We start from the raw sequence: 16,970 nt of genomic DNA on the forward strand, positions 1-16,970 counted from the left end.
ATCGAAGGCGGGGCGGCGATGTTGGGGCAGCCCATCACCATGGCTTTGCCGCGCGTTGTGGGCTGCCGACTGGTAGGTAAATTGCGGCCCGGCGTGACCGCGACTGACCTCGTGCTGACGCTTACCGAACGCCTGCGAAAGTACAAGGTAGTGGCGGCGTTCGTCGAGTATTTCGGGCCGGGGCTGGCCAGTCTGCCTTTTTCGGACCGGGCGACGGTCTCGAACATGGCGCCGGAGTATGGGGCCACGATGGGGTTCTTTCCTCTCGATGCTCTGACGCTGCAATATCTGGCTCAAACCGATCGTGGGCAGTCGAATGAGCTGATCGAGTACTACGCGCGCATGCAGGGTCTGTGGCATGACCCGAATGGGCCGCAGCCGGAGTACGAGGAGGTGATCGAGGTCGATCTTTCGGAGATCCTGCCCAGCATTGCCGGGCCTAAGCGGCCTCAGGACCGTATTTTGCTGAGTGAATCCGCCGCCGGTTTCGCCAAGGACGTTTTGCAGGGCGCTCCGGTCTTGCCGGCGGCTGGGGTGCCAGTCAAGGGCGAAGCGTGGACGCTCGACCATGGTCATGTAGTGATCGCGGCCATCACGAGTTGTACCAACACCTCGAATCCATCCACGATGATCGCCGCCGGCATGTTGGCGCGCAACGCCGTGCGACTCGGTCTTGGCACCCAGCCGTGGGTCAAGACCTCGCTGGCTCCGGGATCGCGAGTCGTCGTCGACTATCTGTCGGCTACCGGTCTACAAGAGAGCTTGGACAAACTGGGCTTTCAATTGGTGGGTTTCGGCTGTACCACGTGTATGGGAAATTCCGGCCCGTTACCCGCAAATCTGTCTGAGGCGATCGAGAACAGCGAGGTGATCACCACGGCCGTGTTGTCGGGCAATCGAAATTTTGAAGGGCGTATTCATCCACTGGCCCGTGCCAACTACCTGTGTTCGCCGCCACTCGTGGTTGCCTATGCGTTAGCCGGCACCATGCGGATCGATTTTCAGAAAGACCCGATCGGGATCTCTACCGAAGGCAAGCCGGTCTTTCGGGCAGATATCTGGCCAGATCCCGAAGAACTCGCCGCCTTGGTCACGACGGCGCTCGACCCGCAGCGTTTTCGTGAACGATATAAAGATGCCTTCGAAGGCGAGGCGCGATGGCAGGCGTTGCCCGTCGATCAATCGGATACGTTCCAATGGGACCCTTCCAGCCTCTACATGAAAGAGCCGCCATTTTTCAATACGCTGGCTCACGAACTCCCCGAACGGCCGAGTCTTGAGGGTGCGAGACCGTTATTAATTCTCGGCGACTCCATCACGACGGACCATATTTCGCCAGTTGGCACCATCACTCCTACCTCCGCCGCCGGCCTGTATCTGCGCGGCCTGGGGATCGAGCGCGAAGATTTCAATTCTTTCGCTGCGCGTAGGGTCAATCACGACGTCATGCTCAGGGGCGCGTTTGCGAACATTCGCATCAAAAACGAGATGGCCGATGGACGTGAAGGCGGCTGGACGCGGCACATGCCGGATGGCGAGCTAATGCCGGTGCATGAGGCGGCCGAACGCTATCGCAAAGAGCACGTGCCCTTGATCGTGATCGCCGGAAAGGATTATGGCGCGGGGTCGTCGCGCGACTGGGCCGCAAAGGGTACGCAGTTGCTAGGTGTACGGGCGATCTTGGCGGAAGGCTTCGAACGCATCCACCGCTCAAATCTGATTGGTATGGGCGTATTGCCCCTGCAGTTCACGGCGAACGACAATCGTCTTAGTCTTGGTCTGGATGGTTCGGAACGCTTTGACATCCTGCGATGGAAGAATATCGGCCCAAGGAGTCAGGTAGAGTGCGTCATCACCCGTGCCGACGGCTCGCAAGATACGATCGAGCTGTTGTGCAGGCTCGATACGCCATTGGAAGCGGCCTATTATGAAAACGGAGGAATTCTCCACTACATAGGGCGGCGGCTGATGACAGACGCGGCGCAGGCCTTGCCGCAGTAGTGATAACGGCAGACCCTGCCCGGGAAGCTGTGAAAGCACTGCAGGCATCCTCATTGCGCGCGCACATCAAGCGGAGTCGAGAGCTATCCGGGCGGGCGGGGCGAAAGCACCCATCTCGCTCGCCTTGGCGGGTTAGCGAAATTGACGCAACTTTCGCTCGGCGATCTCCAGGTGTAATCGCTCGACCATCGTCCCATCGAGGTTAATAACCCCGGCGTTTTGGTTCTCCGGTTGAGCATAAGCCGCGACGATCTTTTGCCACCATGCGATTTGTTCCTCGTCGGGGCTGAAGGCCTTGTTCACGGTGTTTACTTGAGCCGGATGAATGATGCTTTTTCCGTTCATGCCGAGTGCGCGGGCCATATTGCACTCAGCTTGGAGCAGTTCGACATTGTTGATGTCATTCAAGACCCCGTCGATCACCGTCACGTTTAATGCTTTAGCCACGAGCATCACGTGACTAAACCAGGGAATCAAGTTGCTGCGGTCTTTTCCTGGCTCTATATCGCTGTCTTTGATTAGGTCATTGGTGCCCAGGACTAGGCACTCCAGCCCAAACGTCTTGCCATTTTCTACGATGCTTTCAAGGCGCAGGATACCCAGTGGATTCTCGATCATGGCCCATATTTTGGGTGTTTGAATGGCGCGTGCAGACAGCTCAGCATGGGTCAGGGCTATGTGCTGCGCTGCGGTGACCTTTGGCAGCAGCACGGCATCGGGCATGATGTCGGCGACGACGGCGAGGTCTTCCTTCCAGTATTCCGTATCGCTGCCATTGACGCGGATCGCCAAATATTTATCCTGGTAGCTTGCGCGTTCCTGAGCCAAGAATGCTGCAAGGCCGGTTCTGGCCGAGGTTTTCTGTTCCGGGAATACGCTATCTTCCAGGTCAAAAATGACGGCGTCGACGGATAGCGTTGCTGCCTTGCGCATCGCTTTTTCGTTGGCGGCCGGTACATAGAGCACACTGCGTAGTTTTCTCATTGCTTTCCCTTGAAATCATGGTTGCAGGTTATCCAGGCAGAATGCCCATCGTAAAGCGGGACGCTTGTGAGCCTCGCCTGTTACACGCTTCCCAGTAGAATAACAACCGGCGCGAACCCGAGGGCGGCGGTGCTGCGACGACGCCGACTTGAGGGAATTCGCGATGTTCCGACTTGGAACATTCATGAAGGACTGCCTGAACGGGGCAGGGGAGAGCACGTGGTCGTACGCAAACTGGGGCTGCAGCAGGTGGCGTTTTTCCGGGCCGCATTCGAGTCCAGCTTGGAGTTGTCCGAGCTGGCGGTGCGTTACCTGGGTGCCGAGGTCAGCCTGCCGGCGGCGAAGCGAACGCTACAAGCCGTGCAGGACGCACTGGTGCAAGCCTCCAAACGGCGGGGCAAGCACGGGGCGGCTGCGTTGCTGCGCATCCCGCGCGGGCGGCTGTCATCCAAATTGCCTGCCACGGCCGTCGATGATCCGCCGGCGCGCTACCGTCCTTCGCTGGAAGAGTACCGGGACGAGGTCGATCCCGCCGGGTTTTATTCGGAATCCGAACTCCTCTTGATGTACGAGGATGAGTACGGGCCCGAAGATGCCGCGCAACCCGGCCCGGTGGACCGGCGGCTGTTGCGCAATGCGCGGCTGCTAGAAAAGAAAATCCGGCTGATTAATGACCTCGCCGCGGAGATCGCCGAGCCGCCTCGGCCGGAGGACCAGATCGACGGCTGGTTTGATGCGCCGCTTGCGGCCAGATTGACGAGCGCCGGGTTGAACACGCTGCAAGATCTGGTGCGTTTCATGAACCATCGTGGTTATCGGTGGTTTGCGCTGATACCGGGGCTAGGGGAAAAACGCGCGACGCAAGTGGTCGCGTTTTTCCAAGGCAGTGACATGGCCACCGCGTTGGATGGCTATGCGACGACGCCGATGCGCGCCTATCGCAACCAACGGCGCGAGCGTCATCCCTTGATGGCGCCGGCAGGCGCGATCGTTCCTCTGGAAAAATTCCGCAGCCCGACGATGCTCGACGGCAGCCAGGGCACGAATCGCATGCCCGCGGCGCGCAACAAGCTGGACGTGCACAACGACCTGGAGGCGATCCACGCGTGGCTGCGTCTTTATGTGAACAAGCCCAATACCGAACGCGCCTATAGAAAGGAAGCCGAGCGATTATTGTTATGGGCGATCTTTGCCAAGCGCCGGGCGTTTTCCAGCCTGAACACACAAGACGTCGCCGACTATGTCCAGTTCTTGGCGCGGCCGGAGCCCGCGCCGCTATGGGTGGCGGATCGACGTTATGACCGCTTTCATGCCGCGTGGCGGCCGTTTGTGAAAGGCGGGCTAAGCCCGCGCAGCGTGGCCTATGCGGTTCAGGTGTTGTCGGGGATGTGCTCCTGGCTGGTCGGGCAGCGGTATCTGGATAGCAACCCGTTCGAGGGGCTGCCGCGCATGGATCGCGGCAACATGAAGCCCACCCATCGCAGCTTGTCGTTCCAGCAGTGGGGCATGGTGCGCGAGTATTTGGGGGCATTGCCGACGGGTTTGGCGGCCACGCGGTTGCGATACTTGATGATGTTGCTATATGCCACTGGCTTGCGTCGCAGCGAAGTGGCCAAGGCCCGGCTGGGCGATTTGCGTCTGCGGCACTTTGGGGAGAAATCCGCTTGGTTTCTGCATGTGGTCGGCAAGGGCGGACGCGAACGCGAAGTGCCCTTTGTGCGACCGGTCATGAATGCCCTGCACGATTATTTAAAAGAAAGAGGACATCAGTTCGACAGCGTGTTGGACTTGCCGCGCGAACTGCCTTTGATTGCCGCGCTCGAAGATTCGCGGCGGGCCTTGTCCGAGAACGCGATTTATATCCACCTGAAGGAGTGCTTCCGGGACGTGTCGGACTGGGCGTTCGGGCAGGATAAGGAAGCCTCGGCGGTGTTCGCGCGGGCCAGCACGCATTGGCTGCGTCACACGCATGCGACGCATGCCTTGCGTCGCGGCGTGGGTCTGGAAAGCGTGCGGGACAACTTAGGTCATGCGTCGATTGCGGTGAGCAGTATGTATATCGATACGGCGAGCGAAGCGCAGCACAAAGAGACCGAAGCGTTTGTCGAGGGCGTGTTGGGACCCTAGTAGGGCGAGCGGTACAACTGCACGATCGCCTCGCCCGTGGGCGCGCGCACCAGATCCGCGAGAGTATGCTGGTTTAGCGTATCGAAAAAAACCTGCAGGCTGTCGGCTAGTACGCCGGCCAATCGGCACATGCCCGCCAGCGCGCAAGGCGGCTCTGCGCAGTTGACCAGCATGCTTTGGTGTTCCAGCGTTCGCACGAGGTCGCCGAGCCGGTATGTCGAGGGCGGGCGGGCGAGTCGCAGACCGCCGCCCTTGCCACGTGTGGTGGCTACCCAGCCTTGCTGACCCAGAAAGTGCACCACCTTGACAATGTGATTACGCGACACCGCGAAGCGTTCGGTAATCTCGGTGATCGTCACGGGTGTTTCGCGCGCGCCGGCCTGCGTCAGGTACATCATGACGCGCAGGCCGAAGTCGGTGTATCGGGTCAATTGCATAGGCGGAACTATACCGCTACTCGCCCGGCCCTCCGGTGCCGAACGCCTCCGCATGAATGCGGTGTAGGGGCACGCCTAGTTCCACCAACGCACGGCGCTGTTCGCGCATAAAGGGCAGCGGCCCGCACAGGTAGTAATCGGCATCGGGCAGCACCGCAGCTTCACGGATCGCATGCAGGTCAATGCGGCCAGCATAGTCGTAGTCGATGCCGGGTTGGTCCTGGGCGCCGATGGCTTCGTAGTAGACGAACTTGCGCACGTTGGGGCGCGACTGCGCCACGGCGTTGACGTGCTGCTTCATCGCATGCACCGAGCTGTCGCGGCATGCATGTACAAAACGGATCTGGCGACCATCGTCACGCGCCACCAGATAATTCAACATCGACACCATGGGCGTCAGGCCCACGCCGCCGCTGAGTAACACCACGGGTGCGTCGCGCTGATCATCGAGCATGAAATCGCCCTGCGGCGGCGCGAGGTCGACGACATCGCCTTCGTTCATGCGCTGATGCAGCACGTTCGATACGCTGCCGGCGGGCGCGCCGTTGACACCGTCCTCGCGCTTGACCGAGATGCGCAGATGACCCTGGCCCGGTGCGTCGGACAGACTGTACTGACGCGGTTGCATCAGGCCTAACTCGGGGACGTAGACGCGCAGGGATATGTATTGGCCCGGCCGATAGTCGGGCACCGTCCCGCCGTCGGCGGGCACCAGGTAGAACGAGGTGATTTCCGTGCTTTCCGGGACTTTGCGGTCGATGCGGAATGCGCGCCAGCCGGTCCAGCCGCCTTCTTTGGTGGCCGATTCGGCATACAGGCGGGATTCTTCGGCGATCAGCAAGTCGGCCAATTGTCCGTAGGCGGCGGCCCAGGCGTCGATGAGTTCATCAGTCGCGGCTTCACCCAGCACTTCGCGAATCGATGCGAGTAGATGCTTGCCGACGATCGCGTAGTGCTCGGCGCGGATGCCCAGACTGACGTGTTTGTGCACGATGCGCGTGACCACCGGCGCCAGTACCGAAGGATCGTCGATATGTTCCGCGTAGGCCGCCACGGCCGTGGCCAAGGCTTGCTGCTGCTGTCCGCCTTGCTGGTGACCTTGGTTGAATATCTGCTTGAGTTCCGGGTTGTGACGGAACATACGGGCATAGAAGTGGGTGGTCAGTGCCTTGCCGTGGGTGTGAAGAACAGGCGCGGTAGATTTCACCAGCGCGCGAATTTCCGGGCTCAACATGCAGACAGCTCCTGTGTCGCTTAAAAAACTTTAAAGATGTATTGAATATACATCTTTAATACTGACTTGTCTGGCCGGTGCGACGCTGTGACCGGATGGGGGCACGTATGGAACCGACCCGCGGCGGGCTTTAAAGGGGCTATTAGGGGCGAACGGAGGATTACCGGGCGAACGTCATCCGCGTTCTGAGACGTTGGAAAATCTGACGTATCACCGGGTTGACCACGTGGCTGCGGACATAAAGTCGATACACCAGATCGGGCAGCGCGGGCATGCCGTCACCGGCTCCTAATACTCGTAGCCCCGGATCCAGCTGCTCCACGCCCCGGGCCGTCACACCGAGTCCGGCACGCAATGCGGAGCGGATGCCGGCCAGGCTGGTCGAGGTGTGCCGCGGTAGCCACTCGATGCCGGCGGCGTCGAGCGCATCGCATGCGATACGGCGGAATATGCTTGGGCCATCGGCCATCACCAGCGGGATGGGCTTGGCCGGGTCATGTCCGTAGTTGGCGCCACACAGCCATACGGTGGGACTGGATCGCAGCACGAAGCTTTCGAACGACGGATCGTCGCGGTTAGAGATGACGATATCCATTTCCCCCGCTTTAAGCGATTCCATCAAGAATGGGCTGCGACCGATATGCAGCTCGAACTGCACGCCGGGAAAGCCAAGGGTAATTTCCTGCAGGACCGGCGGCAACATCGTATCGGCCGTGTCGTGCGGGGCACCGATACGAATCAGACCTTGCAGCGCATGTTGCTGCAGACTGCGCCATGCTTCGTCATGGATCGCCAGCAACTGCTGCGCGTAACCGAGCAATCGTTGACCGTGTTCCGTCAGTCGTTTCTGTCGACCCTGTTTCTCAAAGAGAGGATAGCCGACGCGGTCCTCGAGGCGTTGGACCTGCTGTGTGATAGCGGCTTGCGACCGGCCCATCTGCACCGCCGCCGCAGCGAAGCTACCTTTGCTGACGATGGTGGAAAACGTGCGCAGCAGATCGAGTTCGAGAGTCTCCATACTTAAATTATATTTATATATTTATTCCTAGCGTTGCATTGTTGTCAGCCGGTCGGAAGGCTAAAGTTAGCCTCATTGATGAAGAGGAGCTTGTCTTGACTACGAAGACTGCGCAACGCCAAGAGGCGGTCACCGCGGCGATATCCGCCATGAAAACTGCAATCGGTTCCGGCCCCGCGACGCGGGACAGCCTGGCCGTCGTGTTGGAGCAACTGCTGGGCTTGGCGGCAAACCGCGAGTTCTGGAACGATGGGGATTTCCCGGCGCCAGAGCCGGGCGAATATCAGAACCGTTATCTGATCTCGGAAGATCCCGACCAGACCTATGCGCTGTATTTGAACGTGATGCGTCCCGGCAAACGCATCGTCCCGCACAACCACACGACATGGGCCTGTATCGCGGCGGTCGAGGGCACCGAGCACAACCGGGTCTATGAACGAATAGACGATGGCTCTGTCCCCGGTGTGGGCAAGCTGCGCGAGACCCAGCTTGTGGTGGTCGAACCGGGCCGTGGTATCGCACTGATGCCAGATGACATCCATTCCGTAGAGATTCAGGGCGAACAGGTGATCCGGCATTTGCACATGTACGGTCGCGCGCTTGAGACGCTGACGGAACGCACGAGCTATGACCTCGCCGCCGGCACCTGCAAGCAGATGGATATCGGCGTGCAGACGCGCCGCTAGCCACCGCTAGCCCCCATTTGAGTTGCGTTATAGACGCGCGCCCAGGCGGCGCGCGGGGGACTCTTTTCGCCTATTTTTCTTAAGTATTCCATGTCCAAAACGATTACCGCTGTTGATTTGAAGTCCGCGCTGCATGACGGCGGGGAGATCGCCCTGCTTGATGTACGCGAGCATGGCCAGTTCGGCGAAGCCCACCTGTTTTATGCCACGCCATTGCCGTACAGCCGGCTGGAGTTGGACATCCATCGTCTCGTGCCGCGCAAGGCGATCCGTGTGGTGGTGTATGACAGCGGCGATGCGGAATCTGAAAGCGTGGCCACGCGCGCCGCGCTACGTCTCGAGGCGCTCGGCTATGTCAATGTCATGATTCTGGAAGGCGGGACGCGGGCTTGGGCCCAGGCTGGCTACAAGCTGTTTGCGGGCGTGAATCTGCCGTCCAAAACGTTTGGTGAACTGGTCGAGCATGCTTACCATACGCCGCGCATTTCCGCGCAGGAACTTGCGCGCAAGCAAGCGGCCGGTGAGCCGCTGGCAGTCTTCGATGGACGCCCAACGGCCGAGTTTCGCAAGATGAATATTCCAGGCGCAGTCTGCTGTCCGAATGGCGAGCTGGCCTATCGCATCAAGGATCTTGTGCCCGATGACACGACGCCCATTGTCATCAACTGCGCAGGCCGGACGCGATCAATCATCGGGGCCCAGACCCTGATTAATTTGGGCATACCGAATCCGGTGTACGCGTTGGAAAATGGTACGCAGGGGTGGTATTTGGCCGATCTGCCTCTGCAGCACGGCCGTAGCGAACGTTATGGCGATGAGACGGGCAGCACGGCCTTGCTTGCGCAAGCTCGGGCCTTGGCTGAACGCTTCGATGTGCCTTACGTCACCGCTCAGACCGTGCGGAATTGGGAAGGCGACGCCACTCGCACCCTATTTCTCTGTGATGTGCGCACGCCTGAGGAATTTCAGGCAGGCTCGCTGCCCGGCGCGCAACACACGCCCGGTGGTCAGCTGATTCAAGCCATTGATCAATACGTGGGCGTGCGCGGGGCGCGCCTGGTGATATTCGACAACGATGGCGTGCGTGCGCCGGTGGTCGCCAGCTGGCTACGTCAGATGGGGCACGATGCCAACGTGCTGATCGATGGTCTGTCCAGCGGCCTGGCCTTGCAGGCGCAGGTGGAATCTGATCTGCCTACGCTAGCGCCTATCACGGTTGCTCAGTTGAAAAGACGGATGGAGCAGGACGACGTTGCCGTGGTCGATATCCGTGCGGGCATGCAGTACCGCAAAGCCCATATCCCCGGCGCCCGCTGGTCGATCCGGCCCCGTCTAGCAAGCGATTTGCGCCATGAAAACCGAGAAATTGTGTTGGTCGCCGACGAGCTGGCAGTAGCGCAGCTGGCGGCCACCGAACTTGATCGCGCGGTGCTGGTACTCGAGGGCGGGATGGCGGCCTGGCAGGCCGCCGGCCATGCCGTCGTATCAACGCCCGACCGCCCCAGTGACGAAGAATGCATCGATTACCTGTTCTTCGTGCACGACCGGCATGACGGCAACAAGGAGGCCGCCCGCCAATACCTCGCATGGGAAACCGGGCTGGTGGCGCAACTCGACGCCTCGGAGCGCGGCAATTTTTCTCTGCCCGCTACGTATAGCTGACCAGCCATAAGCGATCTGCTCGACGCGGAATCATAAAAGTCCACGATAAACAGGAGAATGATGATGTTTGGATCTCGGTTCACTCGGTTGATCATGCTGGGTGCGGCGACCGCCTGCACCGCAATCGCGACGTTGTCCCATGCGCAGTCTGTCCAGCCCTTGCCCGCGCGCGACGGTTACCCAACCGAGCCTATCCGGTTTGTCTCGCCGTTTCCCCCCGGCGGCGGTAACGATGCCACAACGCGTTGGGTGACTTCGCGCTTGATGGAGGCGACGGGTCAACCGGCCGTTGTGGAGAACCGCGGCGGCGCGGGCGGCAACATCGGCGCCAAGGCGGTGGCGACGGCCAGGCCAGATGGCTATACCGTGTTGACCGGCCAGGTGTCGCTAATGGCCGTGAATCCTGCCCTCTATAGCGATGCGGGCTTCGAGCCGCTGAAAGACTTCAAGCCGATTACGCAGGTCAACGCGGCACCGCTGGCGATCGTGGTGCCCGCGAACTCGCCTATCAAGGATTTCAAGGATCTGGTGGCGCAAGCGCGAGCAAATCCGGGCCGTCTCACCTACGCCAGCCCGGGTAACGGTACGCTGTCGCATTTGGTGGGCGTGGTATTGGCCAAGGAGCATGACGTTCCGCTGACCCATATCCCTTACCGGGGCGCGGGGCCGGCCATCAACGATCTGCTGGGTAAACAGGTCGACGCGTTGGTGACGTCCACCTCGTCCGCCGCAGGTCTGATCCAAAGCGGGCAATTGCGCGCATTGGCCGTAACCAGCCCGCGGCGCATCGGCGTTTTCAAGCAGGTGCCCACGCTGGAAGAACTGGGTTTGAAAGGCGCGCGCTTTGAAGACTGGTATGGATTCTTTGTGCCGGCCGGGACGCCACCGGAACGCGTGGCCTACTTGCACGAAGCCATCACCCGCACACTGCGTTCGCCCGAAGTCAGCCGGCTGATCGTCGAAGGCGGCAGCGAGGTCGTGGCCAGTTCGCCGGAAGACTTCAATAGACAGGTGCGTGAAGACATTGAACGTTGGGCACATGTTGTACAACTCGCAGGTGCAAAGGTGGATTGAGGCAAAGTCGGCGTCGTGTTGCTGCAAGCAAACCGCCGTGCCGTGACACGACGCCCATACCGCGGCAGGATGAACAAACATGTCAAATAAAGGGTTACAGACCCGCTTAGTCGCGGCCGGCAAGGCGCCGCGCTATGAGGGCGGATCCGCCGTCAATCCATCCATCGTGCGAGCCAGCACCGTGGTCTTTCAGAACACGGCGCAACAACGCGAGATGCGCGAGCGACGCGGTCACGACCGGCTCTTCACGTATGGCGCGCGCGGCACGCCCACTGCTTTTGCGCTGGAAGACGCCGTGAGTGAACTCGAAGGCGCGTACCGCACGCGCCTGCTTCCCACCGGGCTGGCAGCGATTGCGATGACCTTGCTCAGTTATCTGCGCCCGGGTGATCACGTGCTGATTTCCGATAGCGCCTATCAGCCGGTGCGCCAACTGGCGCATCAGTTTCTCGAACCCTATGGCATCGCGTTCTCATTTTTCGCAGCCGACGGTAGCGATGTCGAGGCCAAATGGCGGCCTAATACGCAGTTGCTTTATGTGGAAAGCCCAGGATCGCTGGTCTACGAGATGTGCGATCTGCCCGCGCTGGCCGAGATCGCCCATGCCAGGGGCGCGTGGGTGGCGGCGGACAATACTTGGGGGTCGGGATGTCAGTACAGGCCTTTAGCGCTGGGCGCGGATATTTCCGTGATGGCCGCCACCAAGTATCTATCGGGACACTCCGACGTCATGATGGGTACGGTGGCCACGACCCGAGACGCCTGGGAGCCGTTGGCGCAGCGTTGCGATGCGTTCGGCATGACGGTCAGCCCGGACGATGCGTGGCTGGTATTGCGCGGTATCCGAACACTGATACCGCGACTGGCCATGCATGAGCGGCACGCGTTGAAGGTCGCGCAATGGCTTGCCAGTCAACGCGGGGTGACAACCCTGTTCTGTCCGGCTTTGACCTCGCACCCCGGCCACGATTTGTGGCAACGCGATTGTCAGGGGACGAATGGATTGATTTCCTTCGAACTGACTCCGGGCACGTCGCAGGCCACCGTCGACCGTTTCATCGACAGCCTGGAACTGTTTGGTATCGGAGCATCCTGGGGAGGCCATGAAAGTCTCGTGACCCAGGCCCATATGACCCAGGCGCGTAGTGTGACGGACTGGAGTCAGCGCGGGCCGGTGGTCCGCCTGCATATCGGACTCGAGGACCCGAACGATCTGATCGACGATTTGGCGCGCGCGCTCGAGCGAGCCGGCATGTAGCCCGCTCCCGCGTTATTACACGCTGCGCATCAGGCCGCCATCGACACGGATATTCTGGCCGGTGATATAGCCCGCACCCTCTGACACCAGAAACGCGATGGTGGCGGCGATTTCCTCGGCCTTGCCATATCGACCCATGGGAACGTTGGTGCGCCGCTCCTCACGCTCGGGCAGACTGTCGATCCAGCCGGGCAGCACGTTGTTCATCCGAACGTTCTTGGCCGCATAAGTGTCGGCAAAGATTTTCGTAAAGCTGGCCAGACCGGCGCGACCAGGAAAACCTCCGTACGTTGTGTTGCCTCGCAATTTAAACGATGCTTATGGTGATAAACCACCGTATCCCTATACGGGAGGAGGCCATATGTCACCGTTCCAGACCCACGAGGTCGTCAATCAGGTACCTCCGCTCGAAGATTATTCCCTCTACGACACTGATACGGTATTGCGCGAGGCTGTGCAACGGGAAGGGGCGAGCGGTTTTGAGGCGGTCTTGCGAGAACATGGGACATGGTTGGGGCGGGCGACGACCCTCGCCCTAGGTGAGCGCGCCAATCGCTTCCCGCCACTCTGGAAGGGCTACGATGCCTGCGGACATCGTATGGATCAGATCGAGTTCGATCCAGCCTGGCATGCCCTGATGGCGGGCATCGTGGCGCGCGGGCTGCAAAGCAAGGCATGGATCCATCCGGCGCCCGGCGCACAGGTGGCACGTGCGGCGGCTTATCTGATGCAAGGTCAGGTCGAGGCCGGTACCTTGTGCCCGACCACGATGACCCACGCGGCGGTGCCGCTATTACAGCAAGAACCGGTGGGCGCCATGGATTTCGCGAGGGACTGGCTACCCGCACTGGCGTCGCCCGACTACGATGCTTCGGACAGGCCATTGCCCGGTAAAACCAGCGCGCTGATAGGAATGGGGCTCACGGAAAAGCAAGGCGGCTCTGACTTGCGCGCCATTACAACGCGTGCCGATCCGGTGAGTGAAGGGAAAAGGGGGGCAGTCTATCGACTCACCGGGCATAAATGGTTTTTCTCGGTGCCGCAGGCCGATGCGCATCTGGTGCTCGCCAATACCGAGGATGGACCGGGATGCTTCTTCGTCCCGCGCTGGATCCCTGACGGCGGACGCAACGCCGTGCGCATCCGCCGCTTGAAAGACAAGCTGGGCAATCGCAGCAATGCCAGCGGGGAAGTGGAATTCGAACAGGCCTGGGGGACGCTGATGGGCGAGCCTGGCCGCGGATTGCCGTTGCTGCTGCAAATGGCGGCAATGACGCGCTTGGATTGCGTGCTAGGTAGCGCCGCGCTGCTGCGTCAGGCGGTGGTGCAGGCCGCGCATCATGCTACGCATCGGTGGGCGTTTGGCCTGCCTTTGGCGGATCAGCCGCTGATGCGCAATCTGTTGGCAGATCTGGCGCTGGAAAGCGAAGCTGCCACGGTGCTGGCCCTGCGTCTGGCTCGCGCGGTTGATGAACGAGATGATCCAGCCTCTCTTGCGCTGTTACGCGTGGGGACGCCAGCCGCAAAACTCTGGGTCTGTAAACGTGCGATCGCAGCGATCGCGGAGTGCATGGAGGTTTGGGGCGGTAATGGGTACGTCGAGACCGGTCCGCTGCCTCGCCTATACCGCGAGGCCCCGGTGAATTCCATCTGGGAGGGTTCCGGCAACATGATGGCGCTGGACGTGCTGCGCGCCTTACAGCGCGACTCCGCGTGCCTCGCTGCGCTGCACGACGAACTCGATGGCGCGCGAGGGGCGTTTCGCGAATACGATCACGCATGGGCGGCGTGGCAAAAACACATGAACGCCCAGCTGCAAAGTCAGGCCGCCGATACCGGGCTTGCGCGCGGCTGGGCTGCAGGTTTAGCGAGACTATGGCAAGCAGCCCTGCTGATCCGCCACGCCCCGGCACCCGTGGCGCAGGCGTTCGTGGCGAGTCGGTTGGGACTCCCGACCGGTATCGCGGGCGAGCTCCCGGTCGGCGTGGATGTCAAATTTGTCCTGGCTCGCGCCTGGCCGGCCGGATGACAGTTGCCGTGCCATCGTTTCGGTCGGCCGAGGGGTATCAGGTATTCCAGGTAAAACCTGCGCGTGCCGTGCCGCTGCGCGGTACGGAAAGCTGGCGCGTCTGCTCTTTACCGTTGAACGTGGCCGAGACCTTATAGCGGCCAGCGGGCAGCTTCACCAGCACGTAAGGTCCACCCGTGGTGTCGAGTACGGTGTTGCCTCGCGCATCGGTAATCCTCACCTTCACATTAGCGACATAGGCTCCGCCTTGCGTCGACGAAAAGGTCAGCGCCAGAGGATATTGGCTGCTGGCGGCCTTGATGGCGTTCGATTCATCGGCACCGAAGCCGCCAGTCAGAAATTCAACCTGGCCTTGTTGCTGCACAGGCGGTAAGGCCGGCAAGTTCTGAGCGACGGCCGACAAGGTAGCAAAAGCCAGACAGCCGGCAGCCAGGGCGCCGGCCAGACGCGAGGGTTTATGGCTCGTGTTCATGGGCATACTCCAACATTCCCGGCGCCAGCCGCGGCCGGGATCGCGTGCCCCGGCCCCCCGGGGCATAATGCTTAGATGATAGGTTCCGCCCGAGGTTCCACACGGCACAGGTTGCAACTGGTGTTTCTGCCCGTGTCAGATCCGGTTGTCCCACGGACGCCCATTGCCGGCCGGTTACAAACCTCCGGGGTTGCCAACTGCCGGCCCGCTTCCCGCTCGCGTTGCTCCGCGTTCAATATGTATCCAAAAATGACAAAACCTGCGCCCATTTCTGTCAGGGATATCACTAGAAACGGCCGAAAAATGTTGTGTCATTGCATACTAGATACGCATAATCGGACAGCCATTTGCCATTGCACGCCTGGTTCGAACGGTTGAAGTACGTCTGTCCAGGCTTCTGGACTCTCATGAAAACAACCCGAAAAAACCAGTCCGTGTTTGTGCCCCATTCCGTTCTGAAGCGCCAAAACGCCCTGTATCTGGCCATCCTTTCCGCGCTAGGCGCCTATGGCGGCACGTTTTCAAGTGCGGCGCAAGCCGGAGAATGTCTGTCCAATGCCGGGGATAACCCGCCGAATGGCAATTATCTCTATACAGAATGTGCTGGCGACGCGGGAACGAAGGATAGTAAGCCGGGCGGCGCCAGTCCGGCGGTAACCATCACTCAGTCACTGGATTTGTCGGCCGATTCGACCATCGTCAGCCCGGGCCAGAATGCACCAGGATTTTTCGGCACACCCGGCGTGGTGACTGGCTTTGCCGTGGGCGGTCAAGGCCATGACGAGGCAGCGGGCGGTGATGGGGGGACTGTCACCATCACGAACGATGCCCGGATCACTTACAACGGGTCCACCAGCAACACCTTCAACAGCTTGATCCAGGCCCGTTCCGTGGGCGGCGCGGGCGACCCGGATAATGGTAATAACGATTCCAACGGAGGCCACGGCGGTCTGGGGCAATCGGTGACCGTCACGAACAACAGCACGGGTGTTCTGTCCATGAACAGCACGGCGGTGCCTTCTGATGCCGGTTTGTACGGCATCTATGCGGCCGCCATCGGCGGTATGGGCGGCGACCAGAACAACCCTGTGCTGAATTACGGCGACCAAATTGGCGGCGCGGGCGGTAATGCGAGCACGGTCACTGTGGTTGACTCTGGCACGATCAATCTCGGCAGCAGCGCGGCGCGGTTGTACACCAATGCGGTTGGCGGAGCGATCTACGCGGGGTCAATCGGCGGGCAAGGCGGCGACAACAATGGCGACGCGGGCACGGGCGGTACGGTGCTCGTGCAGCATCACGGTGACATGGCCAGCTATTGGCAGACCTGGGATGATGCAAAAGTCTTTGGCATCAAGGCCGAAAGCGTAGGCGGGGATGGCACCACCTCCACCGATAACAGTGACAATGGTGGCGCGGGCGGGGGCAATTCGGCCGCCTGGACGCAACAAGTCACGGTCGATACCTACGGGTCCATCCTCGTCGATGTGGCTGCCAACAATGGCGATGCCATGGTGCAGGGAGCGGGGGTCATTGCGCGGGCAGCCGGTGGCAAGGGTGGCACAGGACCGTCCAAGGATCATTCGGGAGGCAATGGCGGCACGGGCGGACCCGTGACGGTCAACATGTATTCCGGCTCTGTCACCACGCGCGGCGACAACATACTGGGGGTGGTGGCGCAAAGCCTGGGGGGCCAGGGCGGTGACGGCGGTGATGGCACGGCGCTGGCAGGCACCGGCGGAGGCGGCGGCTTTGGCGGTAATGGCGGGAACGTCCAGATCGTGACAGAGCCAGGGGTCTCGATCAGTACGTCCGGCCAATACGCCACGGGCGTGCTTGCGCAATCGTTGGGCGGGGGCGGCGGTACGGGCAGTGACTTCGTCGCGGTACTCGGGGGGCAGGGCGGTAACGGCGGTAATGGCGGTAATGCTGGCACGGTGTCCATGATCCTGCAGGGGTCCAATATTTCCACCGGCGGCGACCATGCT

The 16,970-nt window shown here is 61.0% G+C and carries 12 protein-coding genes and 2 pseudogenes; 8 read left to right on the forward strand and 6 right to left on the reverse strand.

All coding sequences use genetic code 11. The features are described from left to right. Positions 1–2,001, forward strand: a 2,001-nt coding sequence (acnA, locus tag GOQ28_RS08780; protein ID WP_160356191.1) for an aconitate hydratase AcnA, incomplete at its 5' end; no start/stop codon positions are given. A gap of 132 nt (positions 2,002–2,133) precedes the next feature. On the opposite strand, the gene GOQ28_RS08785 is transcribed toward acnA, so the two are convergent. Then, on the reverse strand, positions 2,134–2,985 hold the full coding sequence (locus tag GOQ28_RS08785; RefSeq protein WP_160356192.1) for an HpcH/HpaI aldolase/citrate lyase family protein: 852 nt from the start codon (positions 2,983–2,985) through the stop codon (positions 2,134–2,136). A 219-nt stretch (positions 2,986–3,204) separates the two neighbouring features. Here GOQ28_RS08785 and GOQ28_RS08790 point away from each other — a divergent pair, with 219 nt between their 5' ends. Beyond that, on the forward strand, positions 3,205–5,112 hold the full coding sequence (locus tag GOQ28_RS08790; protein WP_160356193.1) for a phage integrase family protein: 1,908 nt from the start codon (positions 3,205–3,207) through the stop codon (positions 5,110–5,112). Here GOQ28_RS08790 and GOQ28_RS08795 read toward each other — a convergent pair. The 3 genes from GOQ28_RS08795 to GOQ28_RS08805 all read right to left on the reverse strand — a co-directional run bounded on the left by GOQ28_RS08795 (position 5,109) and on the right by GOQ28_RS08805 (position 7,801). Beyond that, positions 5,109–5,549, reverse strand: a complete 441-nt coding sequence (locus GOQ28_RS08795; RefSeq protein WP_160351194.1) for an Rrf2 family transcriptional regulator — start codon at positions 5,547–5,549, stop codon at positions 5,109–5,111. The genes GOQ28_RS08790 and GOQ28_RS08795 overlap by 4 nt on opposite strands. A gap of 16 nt (positions 5,550–5,565) precedes the next feature. Further along, the gene (gene hmpA / locus GOQ28_RS08800) at positions 5,566–6,783 is read right to left on the reverse strand and encodes an NO-inducible flavohemoprotein (protein WP_160356194.1); all 1,218 of its coding nucleotides are present in this window, start codon (positions 6,781–6,783) and stop codon (positions 5,566–5,568) included. 160 nt (positions 6,784–6,943) lie between these two features. Continuing rightward, positions 6,944–7,801 carry a LysR substrate-binding domain-containing protein gene (locus GOQ28_RS08805; RefSeq protein ID WP_160351192.1) on the reverse strand — a complete coding sequence of 286 codons (858 nt, stop codon included), beginning with the start codon at positions 7,799–7,801 and terminating at the stop codon, positions 6,944–6,946. A gap of 149 nt (positions 7,802–7,950) precedes the next feature. On the opposite strand from GOQ28_RS08805, the gene GOQ28_RS08810 reads away from it, so the two are divergent. From GOQ28_RS08810 to metC, 4 genes are all read left to right on the forward strand, one after another. Further along, positions 7,951–8,487 carry a hypothetical protein gene (locus tag GOQ28_RS08810; protein WP_442862091.1) on the forward strand — a complete coding sequence of 179 codons (537 nt, stop codon included), beginning with the start codon at positions 7,951–7,953 and terminating at the stop codon, positions 8,485–8,487. 90 nt (positions 8,488–8,577) lie between these two features. Next, positions 8,578–10,149, forward strand: coding sequence for a rhodanese-like domain-containing protein (locus GOQ28_RS08815; RefSeq protein ID WP_160356196.1), 1,572 nt, complete (start codon positions 8,578–8,580; stop codon positions 10,147–10,149). A gap of 60 nt (positions 10,150–10,209) precedes the next feature. Continuing rightward, positions 10,210–11,223: a Bug family tripartite tricarboxylate transporter substrate binding protein gene (locus GOQ28_RS08820; RefSeq protein ID WP_442862092.1), complete on the forward strand. Its 1,014-nt coding sequence runs from the start codon at positions 10,210–10,212 to the stop codon at positions 11,221–11,223. A 79-nt stretch (positions 11,224–11,302) separates the two neighbouring features. After that, entirely contained in the window at positions 11,303–12,481 is a 1,179-nt protein-coding gene (gene metC, locus GOQ28_RS08825; protein ID WP_160356197.1) for a cystathionine beta-lyase, read from the forward strand. A 15-nt stretch (positions 12,482–12,496) separates the two neighbouring features. Here the strand turns inward: metC and GOQ28_RS08830 are convergent. Beyond that, positions 12,497–12,751 (reverse strand): annotated as a pseudogene (locus tag GOQ28_RS08830) (SDR family oxidoreductase); the annotation flags it as partial. A 91-nt stretch (positions 12,752–12,842) separates the two neighbouring features. Between GOQ28_RS08830 and GOQ28_RS08835 the strand changes: the two are divergent. Next, positions 12,843–14,510, forward strand: coding sequence for an isovaleryl-CoA dehydrogenase (locus GOQ28_RS08835; RefSeq protein WP_160356198.1), 1,668 nt, complete (start codon positions 12,843–12,845; stop codon positions 14,508–14,510). A gap of 37 nt (positions 14,511–14,547) precedes the next feature. Here GOQ28_RS08835 and GOQ28_RS08840 read toward each other — a convergent pair whose 3' ends face one another. Further along, positions 14,548–14,982, reverse strand: a complete 435-nt coding sequence (locus GOQ28_RS08840) for a carboxypeptidase-like regulatory domain-containing protein (protein ID WP_160356199.1) — start codon at positions 14,980–14,982, stop codon at positions 14,548–14,550. 407 nt (positions 14,983–15,389) lie between these two features. On the opposite strand from GOQ28_RS08840, the pseudogene GOQ28_RS08845 reads away from it, so the two are divergent. After that, positions 15,390–16,970 (forward strand): annotated as a pseudogene (locus tag GOQ28_RS08845) (autotransporter outer membrane beta-barrel domain-containing protein); the annotation flags it as partial.

Source organism: Bordetella sp. 02P26C-1, assembly GCF_009763255.1.
Taxonomy (GTDB): domain Bacteria; phylum Pseudomonadota; class Gammaproteobacteria; order Burkholderiales; family Burkholderiaceae_B; genus Bordetella_A.

Bases quoted from the DNA above. Each gene is read 5' to 3' on its own strand.
- GOQ28_RS08795 (WP_160351194.1), bottom strand. From the start codon at position 5,549: ATGCAATTGACCCGATACACCGACTTCGGCCTGCGCGTCATGATGTAC.
- GOQ28_RS08820 (WP_442862092.1), top strand. From the start codon at position 10,210: ATGATGTTTGGATCTCGGTTCACTCGGTTGATCATGCTGGGTGCGGCG.
- GOQ28_RS08840 (WP_160356199.1), bottom strand. From the start codon at position 14,982: ATGAACACGAGCCATAAACCCTCGCGTCTGGCCGGCGCCCTGGCTGCC.
- GOQ28_RS08785 (WP_160356192.1), bottom strand. From the start codon at position 2,985: ATGAGAAAACTACGCAGTGTGCTCTATGTACCGGCCGCCAACGAAAAA.
- GOQ28_RS08835 (WP_160356198.1), top strand. From the start codon at position 12,843: ATGTCACCGTTCCAGACCCACGAGGTCGTCAATCAGGTACCTCCGCTC.
- metC (WP_160356197.1), top strand. From the start codon at position 11,303: ATGTCAAATAAAGGGTTACAGACCCGCTTAGTCGCGGCCGGCAAGGCG.
- GOQ28_RS08805 (WP_160351192.1), bottom strand. From the start codon at position 7,801: ATGGAGACTCTCGAACTCGATCTGCTGCGCACGTTTTCCACCATCGTC.
- GOQ28_RS08810 (WP_442862091.1), top strand. From the start codon at position 7,951: ATGAAAACTGCAATCGGTTCCGGCCCCGCGACGCGGGACAGCCTGGCC.
- GOQ28_RS08815 (WP_160356196.1), top strand. From the start codon at position 8,578: ATGTCCAAAACGATTACCGCTGTTGATTTGAAGTCCGCGCTGCATGAC.
- hmpA (WP_160356194.1), bottom strand. From the start codon at position 6,783: ATGTTGAGCCCGGAAATTCGCGCGCTGGTGAAATCTACCGCGCCTGTT.